The sequence below is a fragment of the Corynebacterium sp. UMB6689 genome (assembly GCF_030215295.1).
Taxonomy (GTDB): domain Bacteria; phylum Actinomycetota; class Actinomycetes; order Mycobacteriales; family Mycobacteriaceae; genus Corynebacterium; species Corynebacterium aurimucosum.
Genome location: NZ_JASOLS010000014.1, coordinates 35,931 through 59,882, shown reverse-complemented (window position 1 = coordinate 59,882; position 23,952 = coordinate 35,931). Strand labels below are relative to the sequence as shown.

Below are 23,952 nucleotides of genomic sequence, written 5' to 3'. Positions count from 1 at the left end.
TTCTAGGCAGGCTGAGTAGATTAAGGGCTCGTGATAGGTGGTTGGCACTTTTGGCAGCAGTGGGGCACAACCACCCATGAATGGCGCCCGCAGGCGGTGTCAGGTGAAGCGTGACGTGAGTAGAGCCCGCAACGCCGCAATAAAAATCTCCCCGACCTTGGTGCTTCAGACCAGAAAGAGTCGGGGAGATGTTTGTATTTAAAGACCTAAACCTGGGACAGGTCCTGATCCTTTAGCTCCTGCATCATGAGGATGGCGATGAGGGAGATGAAGCAAACGATAACCAGGTAGTAGCCCACGTAGCTCACGTTGTATGTGCTTACGAGCCACGTTGCGATGAACGGGGCCACGGCGGCGCCGAGGATAGAGGACACGTTGTACGCGATGCCGGAGCCGGTGTAGCGCACGTTGGTGGGGAAGAGCTCTGGGAGAACGGCGGACATAGGGCCGAAGATGAGGCCCATGATGAACATGCCAACGACCAGGAACCCAAGGACGGAGTTGCGGTCAGCGTGCGCAATGCCCAAGAAGTACGGGAAGCTGAAGCCGAAGGCAATCATGATAAGCGAGGTTATGGTCAAGATCGGCTTGCGTCCGTACTTGTCCGAGAGCATGGAGGACACCGGAATGCCGATGATGAACATGAAGATAGAGATCAGTTGGATCTCCAGGAACTCCAGGTAGGGGATGCCCAAACCCAGCTCCTTGGTCTTATCGCCAATACCGTAGGAAAGGATCCAGGTGGTGACCAGGTAGAATAGGGTGTAGCAAGAGACCATCACGAAGGTGCCAATGATCATCGGCTTCCATGCTGTGCGGAAAGCCTCCACCATAGGGGTCTTGACCTTCTTGCCTTCATCAACGGCCTGCTGGAAAACCGGTGTTTCTTCCAGGCGCAAGCGGACGTAGAGACCGATGAGCACCATCACAGCAGAGGCGAGGAAGGGCAGGCGCCAGCCCCATTCCATGAAGGTGCCGGTGGTATCGCCGCGCGAGTAATCCATGGTGGCTACGAGCGTCAGGAAGAAGCCATTGGCCAGTAGGAAGCCGAAGGGTGCGCCAAACTGCGGCCACATGGCGGCAAAAGCTCGTTTACCTTCCTTCGCGGTCTCGGAGGCCAGCAAAGCTGCACCGGACCATTCGCCGCCCAGGCCCAAACCTTGGCAGAAGCGCATCAGGGCCAGCAGGGCCGGCGCGATAATGCCTGCGGTTTGGTAGGTAGGCAGGATACCAATGATAAAGGTGGCAATGCCCATCGTCAGGAGTGCGCCAACGAGCGTGGCTTTGCGGCCGATGCGATCGCCGAAGTGCCCAAAGAGCAGTGAGCCCAGTGGTCGAGCGATAAAGGCAAGGCCGAAGGTTGCAAAGGACTGCAGCAGGGCAACGGTCGGATCCTCAGTCTTCGGGAAGAAGAGGAAAGGAAAGACGGCTACGGCTGCCGTGGCATAAATATAGAAGTCATAGAACTCGATGGTCGTGCCAATAGTTGAAGCCACGGCCACACGCACACGGTCACGTTTGGTGAGCTGCTGTGCTGGGGCCGCTGCGTTTGGCGGTGTTGTGCTGACGGCGGTCATGTGAGAGGCGCCCTCCTTGATTATTTCGATAGGTCGATTGGTTGTGAGGGAAACACTACCGTTCCACGCAATGAAATAAAAGTCTCAATGGGTGAAAAATTTTTCTTGGGTAAGTTTTTGTATTGGGCGGGAAGTGGGCACGTCGATTAACTGACATAATGTACATTATCGGACAATAACTTATGCAGCGGGAAGGCGTGACTTCGCATCTCCTATCGCTGGGCTCGCTGGGCTCGCATGGATCTGTGCTCAGGCCTTGACGGCGCGACCCTTGGCTGAGTCATGGGCGCCGGCGGAGCCATGCGTGCGTTGCGCGTACTCAACTAGCCCTTGATGCTTTGCTCCGAGTTACCTGTCCTGCCCGCGTCGCTTTCCCGGAAGTTCAAGCCTTCAGCCCATTTGGGCGACTTCTTTGTTCGCTGCCTTCCGGGCGGCTTTCCCGTGCGTCATGCGGCGGCCGGAGAGTTGTCATGTGTGCAAGTGGAATATTCGTGGTGACGCCTTTAGATCTGGACTGATCTGCGCCTCCCCAGCTGCCCTTGGGGCGACCCCTTTTAGGGCACAATATAGTCACTGTTACGTAATGGCACTGTATTTAAGAGGGAGTCCATCGGAGAACTGGTTTTAGCGCCGACGGTAAGCCATCACCAGCTGCACCACGGTGAGAGCTACAAGCACTACAGAAAACGTTGCCATGAGCTTCGTCCCCTGAAACCAGATGAAAATGCCGAACCCTGCGAGTACGACGAGACGCACCCACAGGACAGGAATAAGATGCTGATAATTCATGACTGGCCGGATGCGTTACTTCTCGAGGGTAACGCGAACGTTAACGTCGCCGACCTCAGAGATCTTCGCGGCGATCATCTCCGGGGTTTCGACGCCGAAATCGAGACGGTTAATCGGAATATTGCCGCCCAAAATAATGGTCTCGCCATCGCGGACCACCTGGAAGTCCTGTGTCACGTTCTTGGTCTCGCCGTGGATGGTCAGGTCGCCAGTCAGCGGGATGGTGACCAGTGAGCCGTCGTCAGGCACAGCAGAGACATCTGCTGGCTCGGTCAACGTGAAGCTCGACTCTGGGTATTTCGTCACCTCGAAGAGCTTCGACTTCATGTTCTGATCGCGCACCTTCTTGTCCGTGGTCAGGCTCGCCATGTCCACGGTGATGCTTGCCTCTTCAACGACCCCGCTCTTGATGGTGGCCTGGCCGGTGACATGCTTGGTGGAGCCAGACGTTGTGCGCTTATCCGCCGGCAGAATTTCGTCGATGGTAAATCCTGCGGAAGTGTAGTTATAAGCCGACCCCGGGACTACGTGCCAGTCGCCGTCGACGTCGGTGGTGGCTGCATGCACCTTGTCCGCATTGATTGGCTCAGTTTTAACACCGCGGCCCATGATCACCGAAAATGCTAGCGGTCCAAGGGCCAGCGCTGACGAGGCCAGAATCAGGACCACGAAGATACTGACAATCAGTTTGCGGTTACCCAATACAGATTTCATGTGCTATCTCAATTCCTCAAGCTTGCGAGCCAGTGCGACCAGTTCGGCACACAGTTGTTCCATCTCTTCAGCACTGGCGCTTTCCGACGCCGCCGTGGCCACGTCTTCGGCACAGCACCGAAGCTCAAAGAGACCGTCACGGAGACGATCTGCCCTGTCTGGAGTTAGGATGACAGCGTCCGCAGGAATGGGTGTCCCGACCACGTTGTGGCGCTGCTCATAGGCTCGTTGCTTGCACGAGGGTGAACAGAACTTGCGTGGCCTTCCCCGCCCGCCTTGCGCGATCTCTGTGCCGCACCACTGGCAGGTTGCGGTCCGGTGCCGCGAGGGCTTGCCGGGCTGCGGATCCTGTGTACCAATCACCTCACTCACCTTAGCCCATTAATCCGAGGGTGGGAACAAAGGCGGTGGGCCATTCGTTATAATGATAGAACTTTGGGTGATATAGGTCGACCCAGATCCCTTCCCTCAACGCTTGAAAAGGATGATGTTGCATGGCAGATCGCGTACTCCGTGGCAGCCGCATGGGTGCAGTGAGCTACGAAACCGACCGCGACCACGACTTGGCCCCGCGCCAGATGGTGAAATACCGCACCGATGATGGCGACATCTACGAGGTGCCCTTCGCCGATGACGCGGAAATCCCTGAGGAGTGGATGTGCAAGAACGGTAAGCTCGGCACCCTTGTTGAGGGCGAGGGCGTAGAGTCCAAGCCGGTGAAGCCGCCGCGGACCCACTGGGACATGCTGCGCGAGCGCCGCTCCATTGAGGAGCTCGATGAATTGCTGACTGAGCGCATCGAAAACCTGCGCTCGCGCCGCCGCGCGGCTGCCCGTCTGCTCAAAGAGCAGAAGGAACAGGAAGAAAACGACGGTTAAAAAGCCTGTCGCGGGCCTGTTGAACGGTCTAAGGGTAGTGGTTCCACGCAAGTGGAAACCACTACCCTATTTGTCGTTATAGGGCCCTAACACGCTATGCGCTGGTGTCGTTAAGCGTTGCTGCGTTAAGCTCCGGCCACTGCAGAGCAAGCTCCGCGAGATAGACCGCCAGGGCCGGGCCCAGTACTGCGAGGAAGAACACATAGCCTCCCCACTGCGCCGGGAAAAAGAACGGGAATAGTACCAAAAGTGCCGCCGGGCATACCGCCAATAGAGTACGCGGTAGGTGCGCTACCGCCTTCGTGATGGCGGCCGTGCTTCGTTGCCTAAAACTCAGTCCCGGGCGATCGAGGTGGAAGAACCACACGCTGACACAGCCCAATACGATAAGCCCCGAGATCAAGGCTGCACGCAGTATCAGGCCCATTGAACCCAGATCTGCCTTGGCAATAATGGCGAATTCATACGCGGCTAAGGCGGCGACGGCGAGGCAAATCAACCACCATGCGGTGTTGACCCCGGGACGCGTCAGAAGGCCCCGAACGAAGGCTGAGCCGCGGCGAGAACCTTCCTCCCGGACCATCTGCCCGGTCACCGCATGGGCGGTGCGCAAGGACATTCCCCCGGTGAACACGGGAAAGCACGTGATCACCAAGAGAACATTCACGATGACTAGGTCAGCGAAGAGGCTCAGAGCAGCGTAGAACTTCGATTCGGGGCCGAGCATGCGATTCATGGTTTTCTAACCTATCGCACCGGTTTAACCCTTCACGGCACCGGCAGCCACACCTTCGATGATGTGCTTCTGCGTGGAGAAGTAGAAGATGACGATGGGGATGATGGCCAGTACCAGCATGGCCATCATGGCACCCATATCGCGGTTACCGTTGGAGCCAACGAAGGACTGGATGACCACCGGGATGGTCTTGTATCGCGTGGACAGACCGATGACCAAGTACGGCAGCAGGTAGTCGTTCCACACCCACATGGCGTTGAGAATGGCCACGGTAATGGCAGTCGGCTTGAGCATGGGCCACACCACACGGAAGTAGTTTTGGATCGGCCCACAACCGTCGATCATCGCGGCTTCCTCGACATCCAGAGGGATGGACTTGACGAAGCCCGCAAACATGAACACCGACAGACCGGAACCGAAACCGAGGTAAAGCACCACGATACCGATCGGGTTGTTGAGGTGAAGCATGTCTGCAATCTTGACCGTCGGGAACATGACCATCTGGAAGGGGATGATCATGGAGACCACGAAGAGGTAGTACAGAAGGTTTGTCCACCACGTCTTGACGCGCGTGATGTAGTAGGCGGTCATCGCGGAGAAGAACACGATGACGATGACGGACAGGATCGTGATGATGAAGGACCACAAGGTCGCTTCCAAGAATCCCTGCTTGGTCAAGCCCACCATGAAGTTCTCGAAGCCGACCCACGTTTCACCGATGGGAAGCGAGAAAGGATCGGAGGAGATAGCGAACTTGGACTTAAAGGAGTTGATGAAGATGAAGAGGATCGGCCCAAGGAAGACGATGGTGAAGAACACCAGAATGGCGTAGACCACGAACTTGGCGCCACCAGACATCCGAGTCTTATTATCCAAGGGAAGCTGGTGATCCTTCTTCTTCGAGGCCGGAACGGCCTGCGCTGAAGTGCTGGTAGTCATAACTTAAGCCTCGATTTCCTTGGAGCGGGTCGCGCGCAGCTGGAAGTAAGCGATGACGACCACAACGACGACGAAGATGACAGCCTTGGCCTGGCCGACCCCCTCGACATTCATACGGTTAAAGAGCGTGTTGACGATGTTGAGCGCCACCATCTCAGTTTGCCCGCCAGGAGCGCCGTTGGTCAGCGCCAAGTTCTGGTCGAAGAGCTTGAAGGAGTTCGACAAAGTCAAGAAGAGGCAGATGGTAATCGACGGCATGACCATCGGAATAGTGACGTGGCGCAGCATCTCCCACTTATTGACACCGTCGAGCTCGGCAGCCTCGATGAGCTCGGGCGGGACGTTCTGGAGGCCGGCGATATAAATGATCATCATGTAGCCGATCAGCTGCCAGTTAAGCAGCATGATGAGGCCGGCGTAGCCAAACTTCCAGTCCGCACTAATCGTTGTGGAATAGTGCGAGAGCACGGCGTTGATCATGGTCTGCCAGGTATAACCCAGCACGATGCCGCCGATGAGGTTCGGCATGAAGAAGACTGTGCGGAAAAAATTGGTACCGCGAAGTTTGCGGGTCAGCATCCACGCCAGGAGGAAGGCGAAGACATTGACGGTGATCACGGAGACAATGACCACGAGGACAGTGAAACCGAAGGCTGAAACGAAACCTTCGCGTTGGGAGAAAGCTTTGGCGTAGTTGTCGATGCCAACCCACTTGGCGTTGGTGATGGTGGTGAACTTCGTAAAGGAAAGGAAGAAACCCACGATGAACGGCACCAAGAAGGCAATCATGAATGCCAGAAGGGTGGGCAAGACAAAGACTGGGAAGTACTTCTTCAGCGTTGCTTGCATGGTGGTGAAACCTTAATTTCTGGTGGTGCCACACGTGTCCTAGCGGGAAGGCGGCGAGGAGAGGAGGCTGAGGATGCGGAGAACCAGTCGCGCACGTGCTACCGGCGTGGGCCACAATCCCCACCTACTCCCCTCCCCGCCCTCCATTGCCGGAAGACGTTTGGCGAGGGGATTGGGACTTTAAAGATTTAGCCCCAGTTGGATTCCTTCTCAGCAGCCCAGTTGTCCTTGAACTGCTTGACGACGTCCTCCCACTTCAGCGTTCCGGAGGCGTATTGCGACAAGGCCTGGCCGAAGTCATCCTTGAATTGCTGCGACGGGAAGTACTGGAAATTCCACGGGTAGGTGGTCAGATCCTCGTTAGCGATAGCTTCCGCGACCTGCTCAGCAAGGGGATCATTCGGGGTGTCTTCAGCGGTGTAGCTTTCGAACGGTGCGATGAAGCCCAGGTCCTTCACCACGTGCTCCTTGCCAGCATCAGAGGTAAACAGCCAATCCACGAAGTCCTTAGTGGCTTGCTGGTCGACCTCAGAGGCCTCAGAGTTCACGCCCAAGTAGTTCTCGGTGCCGACGTTGATGCCGTACTTTTCTTCGTCTGGCAGACCCATGTACATGGGCAAGAACTTGATCTTGTCTTCCTTGACCACGTTGCCAGAGGTCTCGGAAATCTGGGACCATGCCCAGTTACCGTTCTGAACCATGGCGGCCTTACCCTGCGCAAACTCAGCCATGGAATCAGACACCGTCTTAGAAGGTGCAAGAGACTTTTCTACGGTGGAGTTATCAAGGTAGAGGTCGAAGAGATTCTTGTACTCCTTGTTGTAGGAGAACTCGATATCGTTGGTGTCCTCGACGTTCTTGTCCTGGTACTCCTGCCAGATCGGAGCGTTAGCCAAGTGGGTCTGCCAACGCCAGTCTTCACCGGAGGTCAGTGAGGTGGAGGCGAAGGCGCCCTCGATACCGAGCTCGTCCTTCTTTGCCTGCATATCCTCGGCGACTTCCTTGAGCTTTTGGTAGCTCTTGATTTCATCCGTGGACTTGATCTTCGCGCCGGAGGTGGCGATGTACTTGTCGAAGATCTCGTCGTTGTAGATGATGCCGAAGCCTTCGACGGCGAACGGGACGCCGCGTACCTCTCCGTCCTCGGTGGTTAGCGGTGGGATGTCGTCGGTGAGCTGCTTAGCTACCTCAGTGTCCGACATATCCGCCATGTAGTCTTGCCAGGTGATGAAGCCAGCAGGTCCGTTGACCTGGAAGAGAGTCGGGGCTTCATCCTTACCGATTTCCGCCTTGAGGGTCTGCTCATAAGAGCCGGAGGCGGCGGTAACGACCTTGACCTTGACACCGGTTTCTTCAGTGTAGGCCTTTGCGATTTCCTGGTATGCCGCGTCCTGTTCAGGCTTGAAGTTCAGGAAGTAAACATCGCCTTCCTCGTCGGTGGAGCCTGAGCACGCGACGAGACTTGCGGCGGCGAGCATGGATGCCATGCTGATGGATGCGATGCGAGTAAGACGCTTCATGAGGTCCTCATCTTTCTTGATGAAAAGCGGGATGGTGGGCCGAGGATAGATACCCGGCTCGTATTCGGTTGTGTCTGGGAGACCTCCCGTAACGAAGGCTTCTTCCCAGCGCCACCAAGTGCTTCATAGCGGATCGCAGTCCGACTATGAACTGGTTAGCCTGCCCTCCATCTTAGTGAGGTATTCCACATATTCAAAAGAATTCGGACATAAAACACCCGATTGTGACCATATCCATATTCAGGCATGGAAACCCTCCCCATTTATGGGGCAATCGGGCTTAAAACTTACAAAAACATATAAAAAGCAGTTGAAAAAGTCTGGTTGGATTTGAGATTGCGGGCGTTGTTGGGACACGCGAGAGGTTATGACAAGTCTTCGTCTGCCGGGGGCGTGTTGAGGAGCCGGGCCTCAGCACGGCGGGCTGGTAGTACAGACGCCAGATAGGATGCCGTGGCCTCCGCGAGCGTGACGGCCTCTCCCCTTTCCTGGGCGAGGAACCAACGGTGATCGACTATCTCGTGGAAGATTTGTGCCGGCTCAAGCTTGTCTAGCATCTCTTCGGGCACGGCAGCGATAGTCGGCTCATACTCATGCGTCATCCACAAGTGCGCGGCCTGGGTAAGGCCGACGTGAGGCCCACATTCCACGGCCTGGTAGGCCTGGATGGAGCCCAGAAGGCGTTGGGCTTGATGCTCTTCGACGCTGAGTCCAGTTAAGCTCAACAGCTCTCCACGATAGTGACCCGGATCCACCACTACGGGCCGGATTCGCACTATCTGCCGAGAATCGTCCTTGGTTACCTTGAGCTCCCCTACATCAAAGCCCAGTTGGTTGAGGCGGTCGATTCTCTCGGAGACGCGCCAGTACTCACTGGCATCCACGGCCTCCTCAGCGGTGAGTTCTGTCCACAGCTCAAGATAGGAACTCTCGACAAGGCTGCCTAGTGCAATGACATCGATAGACCCATCCAAGCATTCACCCGCCTGTAGGTCCATGAGTTCGCCGATGATGTTGACGCGGGCAATGTCGACGTCGTAAAGCCTGCGTGATTCGGAGAGGTTGGGTTGGAACTCGCCCGTCTCGGCATCGACAAGATAGGCGGAATAGGTCTCAGCATCGCGCCGAAAGAGAGTGTTGGACAGTGACACATCGCCCCAGTAGAAGTTGAGCAGATGCATCCGCACCAACAGCACGGACAGGGCGCGGATGAGCTTCTCCGCTTCCACGACCGTGAGGTGCCGAGAGAAGATCTCGCGATAGGGCAGGGAGAACTCCAAGTGCTCGGTTACCAAAGCTGCGGTGAGTTCCCCGTAGTCTTCCTCTGCCGGATGGCGGCCGGTGATCACGGCTACGGGGCGCACACTAGGGGCGCCAAGGCGCTGCAGTTCACGCAGCATCTTGTACTCGTGGTGGGCGGTACGCGCACCAATTTCTTTGACCGCGACGATGCCACGGTTGATCCCCACGAACCGCACGATATGCCGGGAAATACCCCTGGGCAATGCGGCGATGAGAGCATCGGGCCACTGCTCTAAGGGTGTGTCCCAGGGCAGCGTCAGCAGTGCCGACGCGTACGTCGACGAGGTGATGCTCATGGACTCTTTCATGGTGAATCACTCCACCTTTTCTGCTGACTATGGCTGAAACTGTCCTATTCATTACGTGCCGCGGGGCAGCCGGCACGGGGGCTTAAGGAAGGCGCTTGCCGGTCGACGCCGAGAAGTTGTGCTGGCCACCCTCCACGATGCGCGCGTGGAAAATGCTGCCCGGAGCCGGCGCGGTGTTCGGCGCAGCGCGGACGACGATTTGGCCGGACTCGGGGACGTCCTCGCTTGAGGATCCAAGGTCGCCCTCGCCCACCAACTTGCCGTAGAGGAAGGAATCAGAACCAAGTTCCTCCACGAAGTCGAGCTTGATCGGGATGGAAAGATCTGTGGACTCGCCCTCCGGAATGATCTCCAGTGCCTCCGGGCGGAAACCGATGGTGATGCGGTCATTATCCTCGGGCGTCATCGCGGCAAGGGTTTCCGGGGAAAGCTTGATGCGAGCGTGGCCAGAGGTGGCGTCACCATCCTTGACTGAGAAGGTGCCCAAGTTCATGGCTGGGGAGCCGATGAAGCCCGCGACGAAGACGTTGGCGGGGCGGTCATAAAGCTCGCGGGGCGCGCCAACCTGCTGCAGGTAGCCATCCTTCAGCACCGCGATACGGTCACCCATGGTCAAGGCCTCCGTCTGGTCGTGGGTGACGTAGACGGTGGTAACTCCAAGCTTGCGCTGCAGGGCTGCAATCTGGGTACGCGTCTGAACACGCAGCTTGGCATCGAGGTTAGACAGCGGCTCATCCATGAGGAAGACCTGCGGGTTACGAACAATGGCGCGGCCCATGGCCACACGCTGGCGCTGACCACCGGACAGGGCCTTCGGCTTGCGCTCCAAGAATTCGGTCAGGCCCAAGGTAGCGGCTGCTTCGTCGACGCGCTTATTGATCTCGTCTTGGGACTTGCCGGCGATCTTCAGTGCGAAGCCCATGTTCTCGCGCACGGTCATGTGTGGGTAGAGAGCATAGTTTTGGAAAACCATGGCGATGTCACGGTCACGCGGTGCAACGTGGGTGACGTCCTTGTCTCCGATGTAAATGGCACCGTCAGTAACGTTTTCCAAACCGGCCAGCATGCGCAGTGTGGTGGATTTACCACAGCCGGAAGGACCGACGAGGACGAGGAACTCGCCATCAGCGATTTCCAGGTTGAATTTCTTGACGGTGGGTTCCTTTGCTCCCGGGTAGGTCAGGGATGCATCTTTGAACGTTACGGTTGCCATAGCAAAATCTCCTCCATCGACAGGTACGTGCCGAACGATCCGTAGTGTGAGAAACAGTGAAGTAAATCACTGTGCACCAGCTACAGTGCTACTTATGACATTAGCACTAGCACTGGTAACTACGGCAAAAGCCCGGAAACCATAACGGGCTTCCGGGCTGGTTCTTATTCCTTACGCGCGTGTATGAGGCGCCATGAGCATCAAATTAACGCTTGAGGGTGCCTTTCACCAGGTTGGAGACTTCGGAAACAAAGTCGGCCACGGCATTCTTTGCCGTGTTGACCTTCGGGCCAAGCTCCAGGTCCTTGACCGTGCGGGAGCCGATCTTCGAAACCTCCGAGGTGAAATCGCTGATCTGCTCGGAGCGGTGAGCCACGCCCCACTTGGTTACTTCGAGCAGGGAATCCTTGACAAAGGAGCCGTCCAGCTTGGATTCGCCAAGCTCGCGCTCGGTAAAGGTGATCGGAACCTCGCGGACATCGAAGCCATCCTTGATGGCGCGGAAGGCAACGTCCACCTGGAAGATGTATCCGGCGTTGGAGAGCTCTTCAAAGTCGAGGTGTTCAAGCAGCTCGCGCCGGAAAGCACGGTAGCCAGCAGTCATGTCATTGATTCCGGCACCCAGGGCAACCGAAATGTACTTGTTGCCCAAGCGGGAAAGCAGCTCGCGGTTGGCAGGCCAGTTCACTGTCTCTCCGCCCGGTACGTAGCGAGAGCCAATGACCAGATCTGCGCCCTTCTCGATTTCCTCAAGCAAGAGGTGGAGCTGCTCCGGCGCGTGGGAGCCGTCGGCGTCCATTTCGCACAGAACCTGGTAATCCTTCTCCAGTCCCCACTCGAAGCCGGCGATATAAGCGCCAAGAAGGCCACCCTTGCCTTCACGGTGTAGAACGTGCAGGTGAGAATCCTCAGCGGCCAGCTTGTCTGCGGCCTCTCCGGTGCCATCCGGGGAATTATCGTCCACGATCAGGATGTGAACCTCGGGAGTGGCCTTGCGCACGCGGCCGGTGATCAGCGGCAGGTTCTCAATCTCGTTGTAGGTGGGGATGATGACCAGAGTAGATTCGTGGGTCGAGCTCACTAGTTCCTTGCTCCTTTAGGTTTCTGCTTTAAGACGCGCTGCGTCGTCCGGACAAGCGGGTGGAATAGATCGCAAACAGCGCGCAGACCGTTCCAATAATAGTCATGAGCCACTGCAGGAGCGAACCATAACGCACCGCAAATGTACGCCCTTCTCGCAGCGGAAGTTCCTCTTCGAGATAAGCCGGTTCAAAGATACCGCTGTCTTGGCTCACTGAACCATCGGGGTGCACGATGGCTGAGACTCCAGATGTGGCGGCCACAACCACGGCTCGGTCCGCTTCTATCGCGCGCAGGCGGCTCATGGCCAGCTGCTGGTAGGTCATGTCAGAATCACTGAACGTGGCGTTATTTGTCGGCGTCGTGAGAATCTGTGCGCCGTTATCGATTGCCGTTCGGAACGCCTGGTCAAAGCTGACCTCATAGCACGTAGCAACGCCCACTGCAGTCCCGGCCATGGTCACCACGCCTGACCCGTCACCGGGCTTCATATCGCCCGCTAGGTCTACCAGATCAGTGATCTTCCTAAAGAAATCGCGCATCGGCATCGTCTCACCAAAGGGCTGCAAGTACTTCTTGTAGTGGTGTTGCCCCACCGAGCCATCCGGGTTGAATACCTGCATAGTATTGCGCGCGCCGACCTCATCTCGGGTGAGAGTTCCGACCAAGATGGGGGCGTCGATGTCGTGGGCGGCGCCGTCGATAAGCGCCCGTGCGTCCTCGTTGGCAAAAGGATTGATGTCGGAGGAGTTCTCAGGCCAAATGACGATGTCTGGCTCAGCGCCATCCTGGGCTGCCTGCTCAGTGACGCGGACGTGGTTATCCAACACTGCGCGGCGTTGCGCTGCAAAGTCAAGGCCCAGCCGCGGGACGTTTCCCTGGACGGCGGCTACCGTGACCGTGCCTGTGGTGTGGTTCGGTCGATTCACGCCTTGCGCTGCGATGAGCCCTGCAAGAAGCGGCACCGCCAGCAAGGCACAGGCCAACCGTGGTGCGCGCGTAAGGCCCACCACACCCGCGGCGACGCAGACGACCGCAAAGCTAATGAGCGCAGGCCCACCCCATGGGGCAAGGTTGGCAAGCGGCCCTTCAATCTGTCCCCACGCCAGACGTACCCAGGCAAACCCCCCAAAGGGCACGGAGGAGCGCAGCATTTCCACCGCCACATAAAAGAAGGGAAAAAGTGCGAAGCCATAATTCAGGCGCAGCAACGCTGCCCCGCCGACGCCGAGGAGGATGCTGTACAAGGACAGGAAGATAGCGAGCGCAATATAGGGCATGTTGCCCACGAGCTCACCAATCCACGGCAGGGTGAATAGATACAAGACAGCGCTATGGACCACAGCGATGAGCGCCGCCCACCCTAAATGCAGGGGCTTTCGCCAAGGAGATAACGCAGCCACCAACATGGCCACCCCAATGATTCCCGCAGCCCACCAGCCGCGCGGCTCCACCGACAGATACGTGACCGCGCCCGAAAGAGCTGCGAGGACAAGCCGGGCACACACAGCGAGCACTATTTATTTCCGTCCTCAAAGTCTTCGGGCTTGACGTGTTGGGTCCATGTGCGGATTTCATCTTCATCGAGGACTTCGTGCGTTTGGTCCGCTTGTCCCCTGCTTCCCATGGCGCTGCCGGCAGCGCCCGCACCGAAGTTTCCAAAGGATCCATAGGAGTCGCGGTGCTGCGCCATGGGTGAGGCCTCGTAAACGCGCACGCCCATGTCTTCGATTTTCCGGAACATCGACGCAGCAAGAAGCGTGCGGATGATGGAACGCGTTGGCGCAAAAATGAGCAGAACCCCGATGATCGTGGAGACGAAGCCGGGCAGCGAAAGCAGGATTCCGCCCACCATAGTCAGGCCGACGTTGCCGGCTGTTTTACCTGGAGTGGGATCCTCCATTACATAGACTCCGTCTTCGGTTTGGCGGATGCGGCTGACCATCATGCGGCGAACTTCCCAGCTGGCTATCGTCATACCGAAGAGCATGGTCAGCGCCAAAGCGAGCAGCGCCCACAGCACACCAATCCACTCGGCAACTGCCCAGAAAGCCAGGGTTTCGAGGAGGATGTACGCGATGAACAGAAGAAACGGCATGCAGCCCACCATACTTGCTGGACCTGCCGGTTCGCTGGAGACCCTCCCGGAGCGATTAGACTGACCTACCATGTCCCTCCCCGAGTCGAAGCATCCCGAATCCGATACCTTGCGCTTCCATCCCGCCGGCGGTGTTGTCACCCCCGAGCAGTGGCTTGCCCTAGGCCAGGCCGCCAGGGAATGTGGCGATGGCCATGTGTACCTTGAGGAGCACAGCGTCATCAGCCTGCGCGGCATCCGCGATGAGCAGGTGCTTGGCGACGTCCCCCTGCCCACCACCGACGCCCACGTGCTGGCCTCTCCCCTCTCCCTTCATGCACGCCGTGTGGCGCAGCGCGTTGCTGATGTCCTGGCCGAAGCTGAAGGAGCCTCCGCCGCTCTCGACCAGGATGCAGTCTTTGGTATCGATGGTGGCGCGGGCGATCTCATCTCACACGGTGTGGCGGCTGGGCTCCAACTATCCGGTGCTAGCACTGGAGAAGACGAGGACGCCAGCTCCGCGCGCCTCATCCGAGAGGGGGCGGTTACCGGTCCGGTCCTAGAACTAGACGATGCGATTTCTCAGCTCGTCGACTACGTGCTCGAGCTATCTGCTCAGCGCCCTGAAGCCATCGATGGCTTCCCCTCACCGACGCGTGCTGCCTTTGCCGCGCCGACCTTGCCCATCGGCTGGCTGACCGAACACACTGAGCCCGGCCGCGTCGATCTGGGTGCGGGCCTGCAGGATGGCGTGCTGCCTGGGGAGTACGCAGGACTCATCGCCCAGCTGGACGCGTCGATTTCAGTAACGCCGTGGCGGGGTTTGGTCATCCACGATTTGCCCGAAGGCGATGCTGACGTCGTCTTGCGAGTCCTTGCCCCGCGCGGCTTCATCTTTGACGCTAACTCTCCCGCCCTCAACTCTCCCGCCCTCGGGCATCACTAGCGCGGCATGTGCCGCCAGATTGGCCGTGGGACCAGCTTCATGATCCAAGCCAACACCTGAAGCCTCCGAGGGATCCATAGCGTGCGGGAGACCGGCCGTGAATCCGACGGGGACCCGGTACCCGACGAGGACTCGATGGCCTTCACCACAGCTTGTGCCACGACGTCTGGGGTCACCGACAAGGGCGCGGGTTTCATCCCCTCAGTCATGGATCCGATGACGAACCCGGGGCGCGCGGTGATCAGGGCTAGGTCGCTGCCCTGCAGCCGATCCGCCAAACCCTGGCAGAAAGCATCCAGGCCTGCCTTGGTCGAGCCATAGACATAGTTGGCTCTGCGCGCACGCCAGCCGGCAATGGACGAAAAGGCCACGATGTGGCCCGTGGTCATGACATCAGCGAGCACGGTGAGCATGGATACCTGTGCTGCATAGTCCACCAGTGCTATGTCGAAGGCGTGGGCCTCGTCGTGCTCGGCGCGTTCCTGATCACCCAGGATTCCGAAGGCGACGACTGCTGTTGTAATGTCCTCACCCGCGAGTGCTGAGGCTTGTTCGATGACCGCGCGGTGGGAGGAGACATCCGCAGCGTCGAAAGATAGCGTGTGCACGGAAACCGCCCCTCTGCGGAGAAGCTCTGTGGTGAGTTCCTCCATACCGTGCTCACCCCGTGCGGCAAGTACCACTGGGCGGCCTGCGCACAGCCGACGCGCAAGCTCGCCGCCGATATCGCTGCGCCCGCCAAGAATCAACAGCGCACCAGTGCGTCTCATTAGCGTAACCCCCGCGGTGCCTGGTTCAGGGACTCACACCCGGATTCAGTGGTCACCACGATGTCTTCCAGACGCATGCCCCACTTACCCGGTACGTAGATACCCGGCTCAATAGAAAAGGCCATGGACTGGGAAAGCTCCAGCTCATTTCCCTCCATGATGAAGGGCTCCTCGTGCGTGGACAAGCCAATGCCGTGCCCGGTGCGGTGCGTGAAATACTCGCCCCACCCAGCATCATCGATCACCTTGCGCGTGGCGCGGTCAATATCCTGGGCGCTCGCCCCCGGGCGTGCGGCAGCTCGTCCGGCAGCCTGGGCCTTTTCCAACACCGCGTAGGCCTCCTGGAAATCGGCGGGTGCCGCAGAGGGGGCTGCCCCCACCACATAGGTGCGGGTGCAGTCAGAGTGATAACCGGACGGCAGCGTCCCTCCGATATCCACCACCACGGGATCGCCCGCGCCAAGTTCTCTGTCCCCATAGTCGTAGTGCGGGTTCGCCCCGTTTGGGCCGGAACCAACGATGATGAAGTCCACCTCTCGGTGCTCGCGCAAAATGAGTTCCCGCAAATCAGACGCTACCTCGGCCTCAGTGCGTCCCGGTTCTAAAAGACGCGGGACCTCGGCGTGCACGGCATCGATAGCCGCCGCGGCAGCGCGTAGCTCCGCCACCTCGTCTGGGTCTTTGCGACTAAAGAGCTCAGCCAGTGCCTCAGTAGCTAGAAGGTATTCCACGTGCGTTACATCCGGCGAGGACGGATCTAGCTGGCTTCGAATTGCGGACTGGAAACGCAATACGTGATCGGCGGTCAGTGAGGAGCCCAAGGCAACGGTATTGGGGCGCACGCCTTCCAAAGCCAGCGCATAGGGATCCTGCCCATCGCTCCATCCCACTAGGTGGGCTGCAACGCCCTGAAGCGACTCAATGTCGGTGTTGGGGGCGACGATTACCGGTTCGGCATCGGGGCGGATAACCAAGCAGGTCAGGCGCTCGTGGGAGGAAACCCACGAACCGGTGAGGTACGCGAATTCGGCACCTGTCCCCACTAACAGGATGTCGATGCCCTTAGCAGCGGCGATAGTGCGGGAGCGGCTCAGTCGGGACGCATAATCAGTCATGACAGTTAGCCTACCGCCCGGCTTCGTCCGGTTAAGCTGGGAGGCGTGAATTCCCATCGCGCTGCCGTCAAGATCCGTAATCGCTCAAGCTATTGCTCGGGAGTGCTCATCGATGCGTCCTTAGGCCCCCGCACCCAGCAGGCAACCCGGTTGGTTCTGACCTGCGCGCACTTTTTCCGCAGCGGCCTTGACAGAGGGGAACACTACAAGGTGAGTGGCGGGTTCAAGCGGCGCGTGGCCGCCGTGCGCACGATTGACGGGACCGACATGGCGCTGTGCTTGCTAGACCGGCCGGCCCCTCCCCGGGACCTTCCTGGGCTTGCAAAAAGCACCCCACCATTCCGCGCCCCAGTCACCACCTGGGGATACGGCGGAAAAGCTCGCCGTGCCCAGCAACGCAGTGGGCTTTTTCTCCTTCCCTTCTTCCGCACCTGGTCCATTGACTTCCGCACCACTGTCTCCCCCGCCGGATTTGTTTTCAACACGATTCCGGCAGTCAAAGGTGACTCGGGCGGTCCAGCTGTAGTCGATGACGCCGTCATCGGTACGCAAGCCCTCATACTTAACCCGCTGGGGCGCAACCTCAAGCTCGCCACTGTGGCACTCGTTGCGCCCCACCGCCAAGCACTCGCGGCGGCAGCCACGGCACTGCTTCGCGGTGGCTCCGAAAACTAGGCGCAAGGCCTAGGCGCCGATGGCGACGACGCCGCGCTGGATCGCGTCAATGGCGCGCCGGGCATTTCGGCGAATCTCGTCCTCGTAGCCGGTCTTGGCCACCTGCTGGAGCAGGTCGATGACCTGTCGACACCAGCGGACAAAGTCACCGGGGGTGAGTTCCGCGCCGGATTCGTTTGCCGCGGCCATGCAATAGGCCAAGGGGGCGCCCGCGGTCCACTGGTGGATGGCGAGCGCAAAGGCAGGTTCCGGTTCACGGGTCTGCGGCAGGTTATGGCGCTTCTCATCAGCAACAAGCTCTCCGTAGATGCGCCAGGTTGCGTTCATCGCGTCCGCCATCTCGTCGGTTGCTGCGCCAGGTTCGCCGCGGGTGGCCTTGCGGTTTTCGAAGACACAGAGCGAAGCCACACCAGCGAGCTCCGCCGGGTCAAGCTCGTTCCAGATACCGCGCTTGAGGCATTGTGCAACCAGGAGGTCGGATTCGGAATGGATCATGGCCAAGCGCTCGCCTTCGTCCGTGATGACCGGTTCGCGGTTCTCGCCATAGCCTTCGAACTCCACGTAGTCCATCTCTGCCAACAGGTCCACGATGCGCTCAAACGTGCGGCCAAGCGTATCTATGGCGCGCTCTACCTTGGCCTCTAGTCGCGCCAGTTCTCTCTCGCGGCGCGCCAGCTTTTGTGCCACACCGGCCAATTGCTCGCGGTCGGTCGCCGGCCAATGGTGCACCGGATGTTCGCGGAGGGCATCGCGCAACTGCGCGATCTTCTTGTTGGGGCGATTGCGCGGCTCGGTGCGCATCTTCTTCGGCCGCTTGTAGTAGTCACGCTTAAAGGCATCCTGCACATACCGGGTATGACGGCGCGGATTCTTTTGTGCTGCGCGCGGTAGCTTCATGTGGCCGACGACGATTGGCGGATTATCAATACCGGCCGAATCGATGCGACCAGACCACCCCGTCTCTGTGGTAACCCAGGGGCGCGGATCAGCAGTCTGGTTTGCCGGGGTAATGACGACGGCCAGCGTTGGGCGCTTCTTCGTGGCGATAGCGATGACTTCTCCCACTTGGAGTCGGGCAAGGACCGCCGCGACCTCCTTGTTGCGCTCCTCCTTCTTGGAAGCCCGTGTTGACTTTTCCTCCTCAGTTAGTGCGCGGCGCAGCCGCATATAATCCATGAGAATCTCAGCTGGGTCTTCGCCATCGGTGGCTGGCGGGGCCAGGTTTTCCACGGCCTGATCCAACTGTGCGCGCAGCTCCCGAACGCGGTGCTCGGCGCGCTCAATCTCACGGGTTTCCTCCACAACGGAACCATCCGCCTGGAACTGCGCAAAAGACTTTTCTAACAGGCGCAGCGAGTCCTCAAAGCCGAGCATGCCTAGCAGGTTGATGGCCATGTTGTAGCCGGGCTCGAAGGTAGAAATAAGCGGATAGGTACGAGTTGATGCAAGCCCCGCCACCGCCGTGGGATCCATGGCGGGTGCCCACTGCACGACGGCATTGCCCAAAGTATCGATGCCTCGCCTACCGGCGCGGCCGGTGAGCTGAGTGTATTGGCCCGGTGTCAGGTCCACGTGTGCCTCGCCGTTGAACTTCACCAGCTTCTCCAGCACCACGGTGCGCGCCGGCATGTTGATGCCCAGGGCAAGCGTTTCGGTGGCGAAGACTGCCCGGACGAGGCCCTTGACGAAGAGTTCCTCCACGATGTGCCGAAAGGCCGGAAGCATGCCTGCGTGGTGAGCAGCAAAGCCGCGCGAGAGTGCCTCGCGCCAACGCTTGAAATCAAGGACCTTGAGGTCCTCTTCCGGGATGCCTTCCACGCCTTTATCGACGATGGCCCTAATCTCGGTGGCCTCCTCCGGGGAGGTCAACACCATGCGGGAGCGCAAACACTGATACAGCGCACCATCGCAGCCTGCGCGGGAAAAAATGAAGGTAATCGCCGGCAGCATCTCCATGGCCTGCAGCTCTTTGAGCACCTCTGGACGGCCAAGCGGACGGTAGCGGTCTTGCATGCGGGGTGCGCCGCTGCGCCGATCACTGTGCCGGTCGTGGCGCCCGCCGCCTTTGTGACGGGCGCGAGCACGGAAGCTCGCACGGTTCTGGGCATAGTCTGCGCGGCCATTATCGGTATCGCCCGCCTCCAGGCGTTGGATGCGCCGCGCCAGTTCAGCGTTGACCTGGCCACCTGAGTCAGGTTCAAAGAGCGGATAGATTTTGCGGCCGACCATCATCCACTGATCCAGCGGAACGGGGCGCTTTTCGGTGACGATGACCTTGGTATCACCACGCACGGTGGTCAGCCACCGGCCGAATTCCTCGGAGTTGGATACCGTTGCGGATAGACCAATGATGGAGACGTGCTCCTCAAGGTTGAGGATGACTTCTTCCCATACTGCGCCGCGTGAGGCGTCGGCCAAGAAGTGGATCTCATCCATCACCACGTGGGTCAAGCGGTCCAGTGCGCCTGAACCCGCATAAATCATGTTGCGCAGGACCTCAGTGGTCATCACGAGGATGTCCGCGGAGGAGTTGATGGAGACATCACCGGTCAGCAGGCCGACCGCATCCTCACCGTGTGCGTCAACCAGGTCGTGGTATTTCTGGTTACTCAGCGCCTTGATGGGTGTGGTGTAGAAACAGCGGGTCCCTTGGCGCAGTGCCAAGGACACGGCGAACTCACCCACCACGGTTTTACCGGCGCCGGTGGGCGCGCAGACCAGAACGCCGTGGCCGGCTTCGACGGCTTGGCATCCTTGGATTTGGAAATCATCCAGTGAGTACGGAAGTGCTTGGGTGAACTCGTCCAGATGCGTCAGTGTCATAAGTCCCCAGGGTACCTGTCAGACACCGCCTGCTAATACGCCGGTCCCTGGTGTCAAGCGGGAACGTGAACAAGTTCCCTAAGAAGGCCGACAAGCCTACAGAACGTCGTCGAAAAAACCGCTCTGCGGGGGCTGCGTGTTCGTTGGTTGAGGCTTCGACACCCGAGCTTCACCGGTCGAAGCCGGGGATACAGGCCTCGAAGATACTGGCCGCGAAGAAGCGGAAACGCTTGTGGATGCAGATACAGGAGTTGGTGCGCCTATGGCACCCGGGCCTTCACCCAAGGACGAGGCAGTTTCGTCATCGAGGTCAAGCCAGTCAGGGCGCTCGCGCTTCTGGCGCTTATCGTTGATGCGGCAGAATTGGAAGGCTATCTCGACAAGGATTACGAGGGCTCCGGCCAAGACCAACATTGAGAAGGGCTCTTGGCCTGGTGTGACAACCGCCGCGAAAATCATGATGGCGACAATGATGATGCGACGCTTGTCCTTGACGTGGTCATATTCCAATACACCAATGAGGTTGAGGCAGACCACGAGTAATGGGATCTCAAAGCTCACACCGAAAATCAGGAGCAACGCTAGCAAGAAGTAGAAGTATCGCTCACCCGTCAGTGCCGCAGTCTGGTATTCGGAGCCCATTCCCATGAGGAACTCCAAGCCCACGGAAAGGATGACGTAGGCAAGAACCGCGCCGAGGACGAAAAGCAGAACCGCTGTCGAGACAAACAAGAAGGTAAAGCGGCGTTCGTTCTTATGGAGGCCAGGCACGATGAAGGCCCAGATTTGGTAGAGCCAGACCGGTGAGGACAATACCGCGCCAGCCAACGCACCGACCTTGAGGCGCAATAACAGCATTTCGAACGGGCTGGTGGCAAGCAGGCGGCACTCACCGTCGGAGGTGAAAGAAACACGCTTTTCCTCAGGAAGCGAACAATAAGGACCGCGCAGGATTTCGCCCAGCGGTGACGTGCCAAACGGGGCGTTCTGGTACCAAATAAAACCAATGATGGCTCCAACCGCCAAAGCGAGGAGAGAAATGACGATGCGTCGGCGCAGCTCCTGGAGGTGCTGGACGAGGGTCATCTCCCCCGTCGGATTCTTGGGCTTGCGGCGTAGCTTTGCGCCCCATTTTTGTTTCCGCGCGTTAGAACCAGCATTAGACGGTGTGCTCGCGGCACTCACAGCAAGACCTCCACAGAAAAGCCCACGGCGGCAGGCAAGGCCCTAGTGCTCCGAAAAACTCAGAGCGCGGCCTGCTTGCCGAGAAAAGATTATTAGTTCTGGTTTCCGTCAGCCGGCTTAGAAGCACGCGGCTGCATTTCCGGGCTATTCCAGAAGTCTTCGTCATTCTTCTTGGAAGCAGCAATCTGGGCCTGCTGCTCAGGAGTGTTGTTCTCCTCCTTCATTTCTTTTACTTCAGACTTGAAGATGCGCATGGACCGGCCCATAGAGCGAGCTAGCTCTGGCAGCTTCTTTGCGCCGAACAACAGCACGATAACGAGAACGACAAGGCCGATTTCCAAAGGTCCCACGGTCATTGAGGGTGCCCCTTCTTTCTAGGTCGATAAAGCGTACGGTTCCACACAACGAAGTGCTGCACGGGGCGCACGCAGGAGAGCTCTTAGTCTGGCAGTTGAGTATAACGCTCCAGCGCCCGATTTCTATGCTCCGAAATGGCCTCGACAAGCTTCTGGGGTCCCACGACCCGCAAACGGTCAGCTTGCCCGAGGGCGAAACGACTAAACCATGTCTCGGATCCGACGGGCATCTGCGCAGCTATGAACCCATTTTCAAGTGTTTCGCCTAGAGTGATGTCGTAGTGTTCTGCTAGCCAGGTGAATTCTTGGTTAATCTCCAGCTCCGCAACAAGAGTGTGATCTAGACCAAAGGGTGAGTCTGGGTTGAAATCCAGCTCTCGTACGTGCGGGGTAGCGGAAGCTTCGAGTACCTCGACATCACTCATGCGGTCGAGGCGGAAGGTGCGGTGCTCCCCCACTGAGTCATCCCATGCCACGAGGTAGGGCTCGCCATCCACGATGAAGATGCGGGCCGGATGCACGGTACGCTCGCTGGTCCGGTTGGAGGACATACTCCAGTAGGTAAAGCGCACTTGCTGGCGTTTGTCGACGGCCCCCGCCAACGCCGCTTGCACCTCAGACTCCTCGGGATCGGTCGTGGCTAGGGAGTCATAGATGGCGGCGGTCTTTTCATCCATGATCTCGCGCAGCTTCGCGGCGGCGGAGTGGACCGCTGAGACATCGACAAGCCCCGGCATCGCTTCTAAAGACTCCAGGGTGAGCAATAGTGCACCAGCTTCGGTGGGGGTCAAACGTAGTGCCTGGGTGAGGCCCTGGTCGTTGTAAATCTCGATGCCATCGCGGTAACTAAAGCTCAAATCGATGAGGTCTTCGGTATTGCGGCCCACCCCGGAGCAGAAGAGCCGGTCGATGGCGTCCTTGAGCTCCACCGGGGTCATCCCCAAATCCTCCGCTGCCTCCATCGGGGTCAACCCCGGGTGGTTACGCAGGTAAGGGATGAGGTTGAGGGAACGAACCAGGGACTGCAGTTTGCGGGGCTGATCAGCCATGGCGGGCCTCCTCCCTAAACTCCATGGTCTTAACCGTGGTTGCCGTTGTCGCTGTATCGTTCCCGCCGACATTCAAGAGTGCGATGATGTCGGCACGAACTTCTGGCGGTTCAACCACGACCACGTCCGGGGCATAACCGGCCGCCGTGCGCACCAGCCAATCCCGCCGCACGGCGGTGAGTTCTACGAGGTTGTCCTCGCGCCTGCGTCCGGCGTCGACAAGTTCGACAGCTTGCCCCTCTGGTACGTCAAGGAGAGCGTCCACGGTATCGCCACGGTTTAGTGCCTCCACAACGAGATCTTGCAGTGGTGCGGTGGGCTCGAGGTGTGTGGCTGCATGACGCGAACGCTTGACGTTGTCCACGCGGGTGGCACGGAAAGTCCGAGGTGCCTGGCGGTCCACGTCCCAGCCGACAAGGTAGACGCGATCTCGGTGGTTGACCAGCCCCCAGGGATCCATGTGGCGGCGAACTGCTTCGGCAGAGGGCGTAGCGTAATAATCAAAGGATATGCGCAGCCCTGCACGCACGGCGGTAATCACCGCGGTGACGAGCTCCGGGCTCAGCCTGGTCATGTCGTTGACAGCGGTGTAGACGGGCGCTCCGCTCAAGTCGCGGGAGGCGCCCGAGGCAGCCAGCTTGGTCCACGCGGACAAGCTGAAATCGCTTAAGCCTCCCGGTGTGCCAATGCCGCCGGCTACGCCCAACACCATGGCCTCCTGTGGCGTGAAATCGACGGGAGGTAGCTGGTAGCTTTCGGGATCGAGCCGGTACAGCGAACCTTCTGCCCCACTGCTATGCACTACCGGAACACCAGCGCGCTGCAGGGTCACAATGTCGCGGGAAAGTTGTTTCTGAAAAGCCTCGTCGCTGCGAGACTGGTAGCCCTCGACGTGGCTGCGAATCCAGGCTGCGCTGCGGTCAGGAACCCCGCCTTGGTGCGCGGCGCCATGCAGCGCAAAGGTGAGGTTGGTGAGCCTTTCGATAGCGCGGTCTCTGACCGGCGTCCGGGCTGCAGTGCGATCTGCTGAAGGCATAGTGGCAGGTTCCTT

Annotated in this window: 23 protein-coding genes; 3 read left to right on the top strand and 20 right to left on the bottom strand. The window is 59.0% G+C overall.

Translation table 11 applies throughout. The annotated features are described in order from the left end of the window. Positions 1–206: 206 nt before the first annotated feature. From QP363_RS08935 to QP363_RS08920, 4 genes are all read right to left on the bottom strand, one after another. Positions 207–1,577, bottom strand: a complete 1,371-nt coding sequence (locus tag QP363_RS08935; protein ID WP_070730209.1) for an MFS transporter — start codon at positions 1,575–1,577, stop codon at positions 207–209. Between the two features lie 624 nt (positions 1,578–2,201). After that, on the bottom strand, positions 2,202–2,366 hold the full coding sequence (locus QP363_RS08930) for a hypothetical protein (protein WP_284764085.1): 165 nt from the start codon (positions 2,364–2,366) through the stop codon (positions 2,202–2,204). Between the two features lie 15 nt (positions 2,367–2,381). After that, on the bottom strand, positions 2,382–3,080 hold the full coding sequence (locus QP363_RS08925) for a YceI family protein (RefSeq protein ID WP_070818865.1): 699 nt from the start codon (positions 3,078–3,080) through the stop codon (positions 2,382–2,384). A gap of 3 nt (positions 3,081–3,083) precedes the next feature. Continuing rightward, on the bottom strand, positions 3,084–3,443 hold the full coding sequence (locus QP363_RS08920) for a hypothetical protein (protein WP_070818866.1): 360 nt from the start codon (positions 3,441–3,443) through the stop codon (positions 3,084–3,086). 131 nt (positions 3,444–3,574) lie between these two features. On the opposite strand from QP363_RS08920, the gene QP363_RS08915 reads away from it, so the two are divergent. Beyond that, entirely contained in the window at positions 3,575–3,958 is a 384-nt protein-coding gene (locus QP363_RS08915; RefSeq protein ID WP_284764083.1) for an RNA polymerase-binding protein RbpA, read from the top strand. Positions 3,959–4,052: 94 nt separating this feature from the next. Here QP363_RS08915 and musI read toward each other — a convergent pair whose 3' ends face one another. From musI to QP363_RS08870, 9 genes are all read right to left on the bottom strand, one after another. Continuing rightward, on the bottom strand, positions 4,053–4,694 hold the full coding sequence (musI, locus tag QP363_RS08910; RefSeq protein WP_284764082.1) for an ABC transport system MusEFGK2I component MusI: 642 nt from the start codon (positions 4,692–4,694) through the stop codon (positions 4,053–4,055). 24 nt (positions 4,695–4,718) lie between these two features. After that, positions 4,719–5,633, bottom strand: coding sequence for a carbohydrate ABC transporter permease (locus QP363_RS08905; protein WP_070511921.1), 915 nt, complete (start codon positions 5,631–5,633; stop codon positions 4,719–4,721). 3 nt (positions 5,634–5,636) lie between these two features. Next, positions 5,637–6,482, bottom strand: a complete 846-nt coding sequence (locus QP363_RS08900) for a carbohydrate ABC transporter permease (protein WP_070511918.1) — start codon at positions 6,480–6,482, stop codon at positions 5,637–5,639. A 188-nt stretch (positions 6,483–6,670) separates the two neighbouring features. Next, entirely contained in the window at positions 6,671–8,002 is a 1,332-nt protein-coding gene (locus QP363_RS08895) for an ABC transporter substrate-binding protein (protein ID WP_070511914.1), read from the bottom strand. A gap of 365 nt (positions 8,003–8,367) precedes the next feature. Then, the gene (locus QP363_RS08890; protein WP_284764077.1) at positions 8,368–9,612 is read right to left on the bottom strand and encodes a DUF4032 domain-containing protein; all 1,245 of its coding nucleotides are present in this window, start codon (positions 9,610–9,612) and stop codon (positions 8,368–8,370) included. Between the two features lie 82 nt (positions 9,613–9,694). After that, on the bottom strand, positions 9,695–10,825 hold the full coding sequence (locus QP363_RS08885) for an ABC transporter ATP-binding protein (RefSeq protein ID WP_284764075.1): 1,131 nt from the start codon (positions 10,823–10,825) through the stop codon (positions 9,695–9,697). Between the two features lie 205 nt (positions 10,826–11,030). After that, complete coding sequence (locus tag QP363_RS08880; RefSeq protein WP_070643588.1) at positions 11,031–11,906, bottom strand: polyprenol monophosphomannose synthase; 876 nt, start codon at positions 11,904–11,906, stop codon at positions 11,031–11,033. 28 nt (positions 11,907–11,934) lie between these two features. Further along, positions 11,935–13,422 (bottom strand): apolipoprotein N-acyltransferase, encoded by a 1,488-nt coding sequence (gene lnt, locus QP363_RS08875; protein ID WP_070730215.1) that lies wholly within the window; start codon positions 13,420–13,422, stop codon positions 11,935–11,937. After that, entirely contained in the window at positions 13,422–14,003 is a 582-nt protein-coding gene (locus QP363_RS08870; RefSeq protein ID WP_070710627.1) for an FxsA family protein, read from the bottom strand. Before QP363_RS08870 ends, lnt begins: the two co-directional genes overlap by 1 nt. 70 nt (positions 14,004–14,073) lie before the next feature. On the opposite strand from QP363_RS08870, the gene QP363_RS08865 reads away from it, so the two are divergent. Beyond that, the gene (locus tag QP363_RS08865; protein WP_070710626.1) at positions 14,074–14,928 is read left to right on the top strand and encodes a cobalamin biosynthesis protein; all 855 of its coding nucleotides are present in this window, start codon (positions 14,074–14,076) and stop codon (positions 14,926–14,928) included. Here QP363_RS08865 and QP363_RS08860 read toward each other — a convergent pair. Together QP363_RS08860 and QP363_RS08855 are read right to left on the bottom strand one after the other, a co-directional pair. Continuing rightward, positions 14,925–15,698 (bottom strand): SDR family oxidoreductase, encoded by a 774-nt coding sequence (locus QP363_RS08860; protein WP_070710625.1) that lies wholly within the window; start codon positions 15,696–15,698, stop codon positions 14,925–14,927. The genes QP363_RS08865 and QP363_RS08860 overlap by 4 nt on opposite strands. Continuing rightward, positions 15,698–16,813, bottom strand: a complete 1,116-nt coding sequence (locus tag QP363_RS08855; protein ID WP_070730223.1) for a Xaa-Pro peptidase family protein — start codon at positions 16,811–16,813, stop codon at positions 15,698–15,700. The genes QP363_RS08860 and QP363_RS08855 overlap by 1 nt, the downstream gene beginning before the upstream one ends. Before the next feature lie 45 nt (positions 16,814–16,858). Here QP363_RS08855 and QP363_RS08850 point away from each other — a divergent pair, with 45 nt between their 5' ends. After that, complete coding sequence (locus tag QP363_RS08850) at positions 16,859–17,488, top strand: trypsin-like peptidase domain-containing protein (protein ID WP_236659272.1); 630 nt, start codon at positions 16,859–16,861, stop codon at positions 17,486–17,488. Between the two features lie 9 nt (positions 17,489–17,497). Here QP363_RS08850 and QP363_RS08845 read toward each other — a convergent pair whose 3' ends face one another. The 5 genes from QP363_RS08845 to QP363_RS08825 all read right to left on the bottom strand — a co-directional run bounded on the left by QP363_RS08845 (position 17,498) and on the right by QP363_RS08825 (position 23,937). Then, complete coding sequence (locus QP363_RS08845; protein WP_284764070.1) at positions 17,498–20,311, bottom strand: RNA helicase; 2,814 nt, start codon at positions 20,309–20,311, stop codon at positions 17,498–17,500. 96 nt (positions 20,312–20,407) lie between these two features. After that, positions 20,408–21,397, bottom strand: coding sequence for a twin-arginine translocase subunit TatC (gene tatC / locus QP363_RS08840; protein WP_070710621.1), 990 nt, complete (start codon positions 21,395–21,397; stop codon positions 20,408–20,410). 191 nt (positions 21,398–21,588) lie between these two features. Further along, positions 21,589–21,852 (bottom strand): Sec-independent protein translocase subunit TatA, encoded by a 264-nt coding sequence (gene tatA / locus QP363_RS08835; protein ID WP_070446624.1) that lies wholly within the window; start codon positions 21,850–21,852, stop codon positions 21,589–21,591. A gap of 83 nt (positions 21,853–21,935) precedes the next feature. Next, the gene (locus tag QP363_RS08830) at positions 21,936–22,901 is read right to left on the bottom strand and encodes a YafY family protein (protein ID WP_070710620.1); all 966 of its coding nucleotides are present in this window, start codon (positions 22,899–22,901) and stop codon (positions 21,936–21,938) included. Continuing rightward, positions 22,894–23,937, bottom strand: coding sequence for a YafY family protein (locus QP363_RS08825; protein ID WP_070446622.1), 1,044 nt, complete (start codon positions 23,935–23,937; stop codon positions 22,894–22,896). Before QP363_RS08825 ends, QP363_RS08830 begins: the two co-directional genes overlap by 8 nt. Positions 23,938–23,952 lie beyond the last annotated feature (15 nt).

Excerpts from the sequence above, each read along its gene's own strand:
- QP363_RS08935 (WP_070730209.1), bottom strand. The coding sequence starts at position 1,577 with ATGACCGCCGTCAGCACAACACCGCCAAACGCAGCGGCCCCAGCACAG.
- QP363_RS08930 (WP_284764085.1), bottom strand. The coding sequence starts at position 2,366 with ATGAATTATCAGCATCTTATTCCTGTCCTGTGGGTGCGTCTCGTCGTA.
- QP363_RS08925 (WP_070818865.1), bottom strand. The coding sequence starts at position 3,080 with ATGAAATCTGTATTGGGTAACCGCAAACTGATTGTCAGTATCTTCGTG.
- QP363_RS08915 (WP_284764083.1), top strand. The coding sequence starts at position 3,575 with ATGGCAGATCGCGTACTCCGTGGCAGCCGCATGGGTGCAGTGAGCTAC.
- musI (WP_284764082.1), bottom strand. The coding sequence starts at position 4,694 with ATGAATCGCATGCTCGGCCCCGAATCGAAGTTCTACGCTGCTCTGAGC.
- QP363_RS08905 (WP_070511921.1), bottom strand. The coding sequence starts at position 5,633 with ATGACTACCAGCACTTCAGCGCAGGCCGTTCCGGCCTCGAAGAAGAAG.
- QP363_RS08900 (WP_070511918.1), bottom strand. The coding sequence starts at position 6,482 with ATGCAAGCAACGCTGAAGAAGTACTTCCCAGTCTTTGTCTTGCCCACC.
- QP363_RS08895 (WP_070511914.1), bottom strand. The coding sequence starts at position 8,002 with ATGAAGCGTCTTACTCGCATCGCATCCATCAGCATGGCATCCATGCTC.
- QP363_RS08890 (WP_284764077.1), bottom strand. The coding sequence starts at position 9,612 with ATGAAAGAGTCCATGAGCATCACCTCGTCGACGTACGCGTCGGCACTG.
- QP363_RS08885 (WP_284764075.1), bottom strand. The coding sequence starts at position 10,825 with ATGGCAACCGTAACGTTCAAAGATGCATCCCTGACCTACCCGGGAGCA.
- QP363_RS08870 (WP_070710627.1), bottom strand. The coding sequence starts at position 14,003 with ATGCCGTTTCTTCTGTTCATCGCGTACATCCTCCTCGAAACCCTGGCT.
- QP363_RS08865 (WP_070710626.1), top strand. The coding sequence starts at position 14,074 with ATGTCCCTCCCCGAGTCGAAGCATCCCGAATCCGATACCTTGCGCTTC.
- QP363_RS08860 (WP_070710625.1), bottom strand. The coding sequence starts at position 15,698 with ATGAGACGCACTGGTGCGCTGTTGATTCTTGGCGGGCGCAGCGATATC.
- QP363_RS08855 (WP_070730223.1), bottom strand. The coding sequence starts at position 16,813 with ATGACTGATTATGCGTCCCGACTGAGCCGCTCCCGCACTATCGCCGCT.
- QP363_RS08845 (WP_284764070.1), bottom strand. The coding sequence starts at position 20,311 with ATGACACTGACGCATCTGGACGAGTTCACCCAAGCACTTCCGTACTCA.
- tatC (WP_070710621.1), bottom strand. The coding sequence starts at position 21,397 with ATGACCCTCGTCCAGCACCTCCAGGAGCTGCGCCGACGCATCGTCATT.
- tatA (WP_070446624.1), bottom strand. The coding sequence starts at position 21,852 with ATGACCGTGGGACCTTTGGAAATCGGCCTTGTCGTTCTCGTTATCGTG.
- QP363_RS08830 (WP_070710620.1), bottom strand. The coding sequence starts at position 22,901 with ATGGCTGATCAGCCCCGCAAACTGCAGTCCCTGGTTCGTTCCCTCAAC.
- QP363_RS08825 (WP_070446622.1), bottom strand. The coding sequence starts at position 23,937 with ATGCCTTCAGCAGATCGCACTGCAGCCCGGACGCCGGTCAGAGACCGC.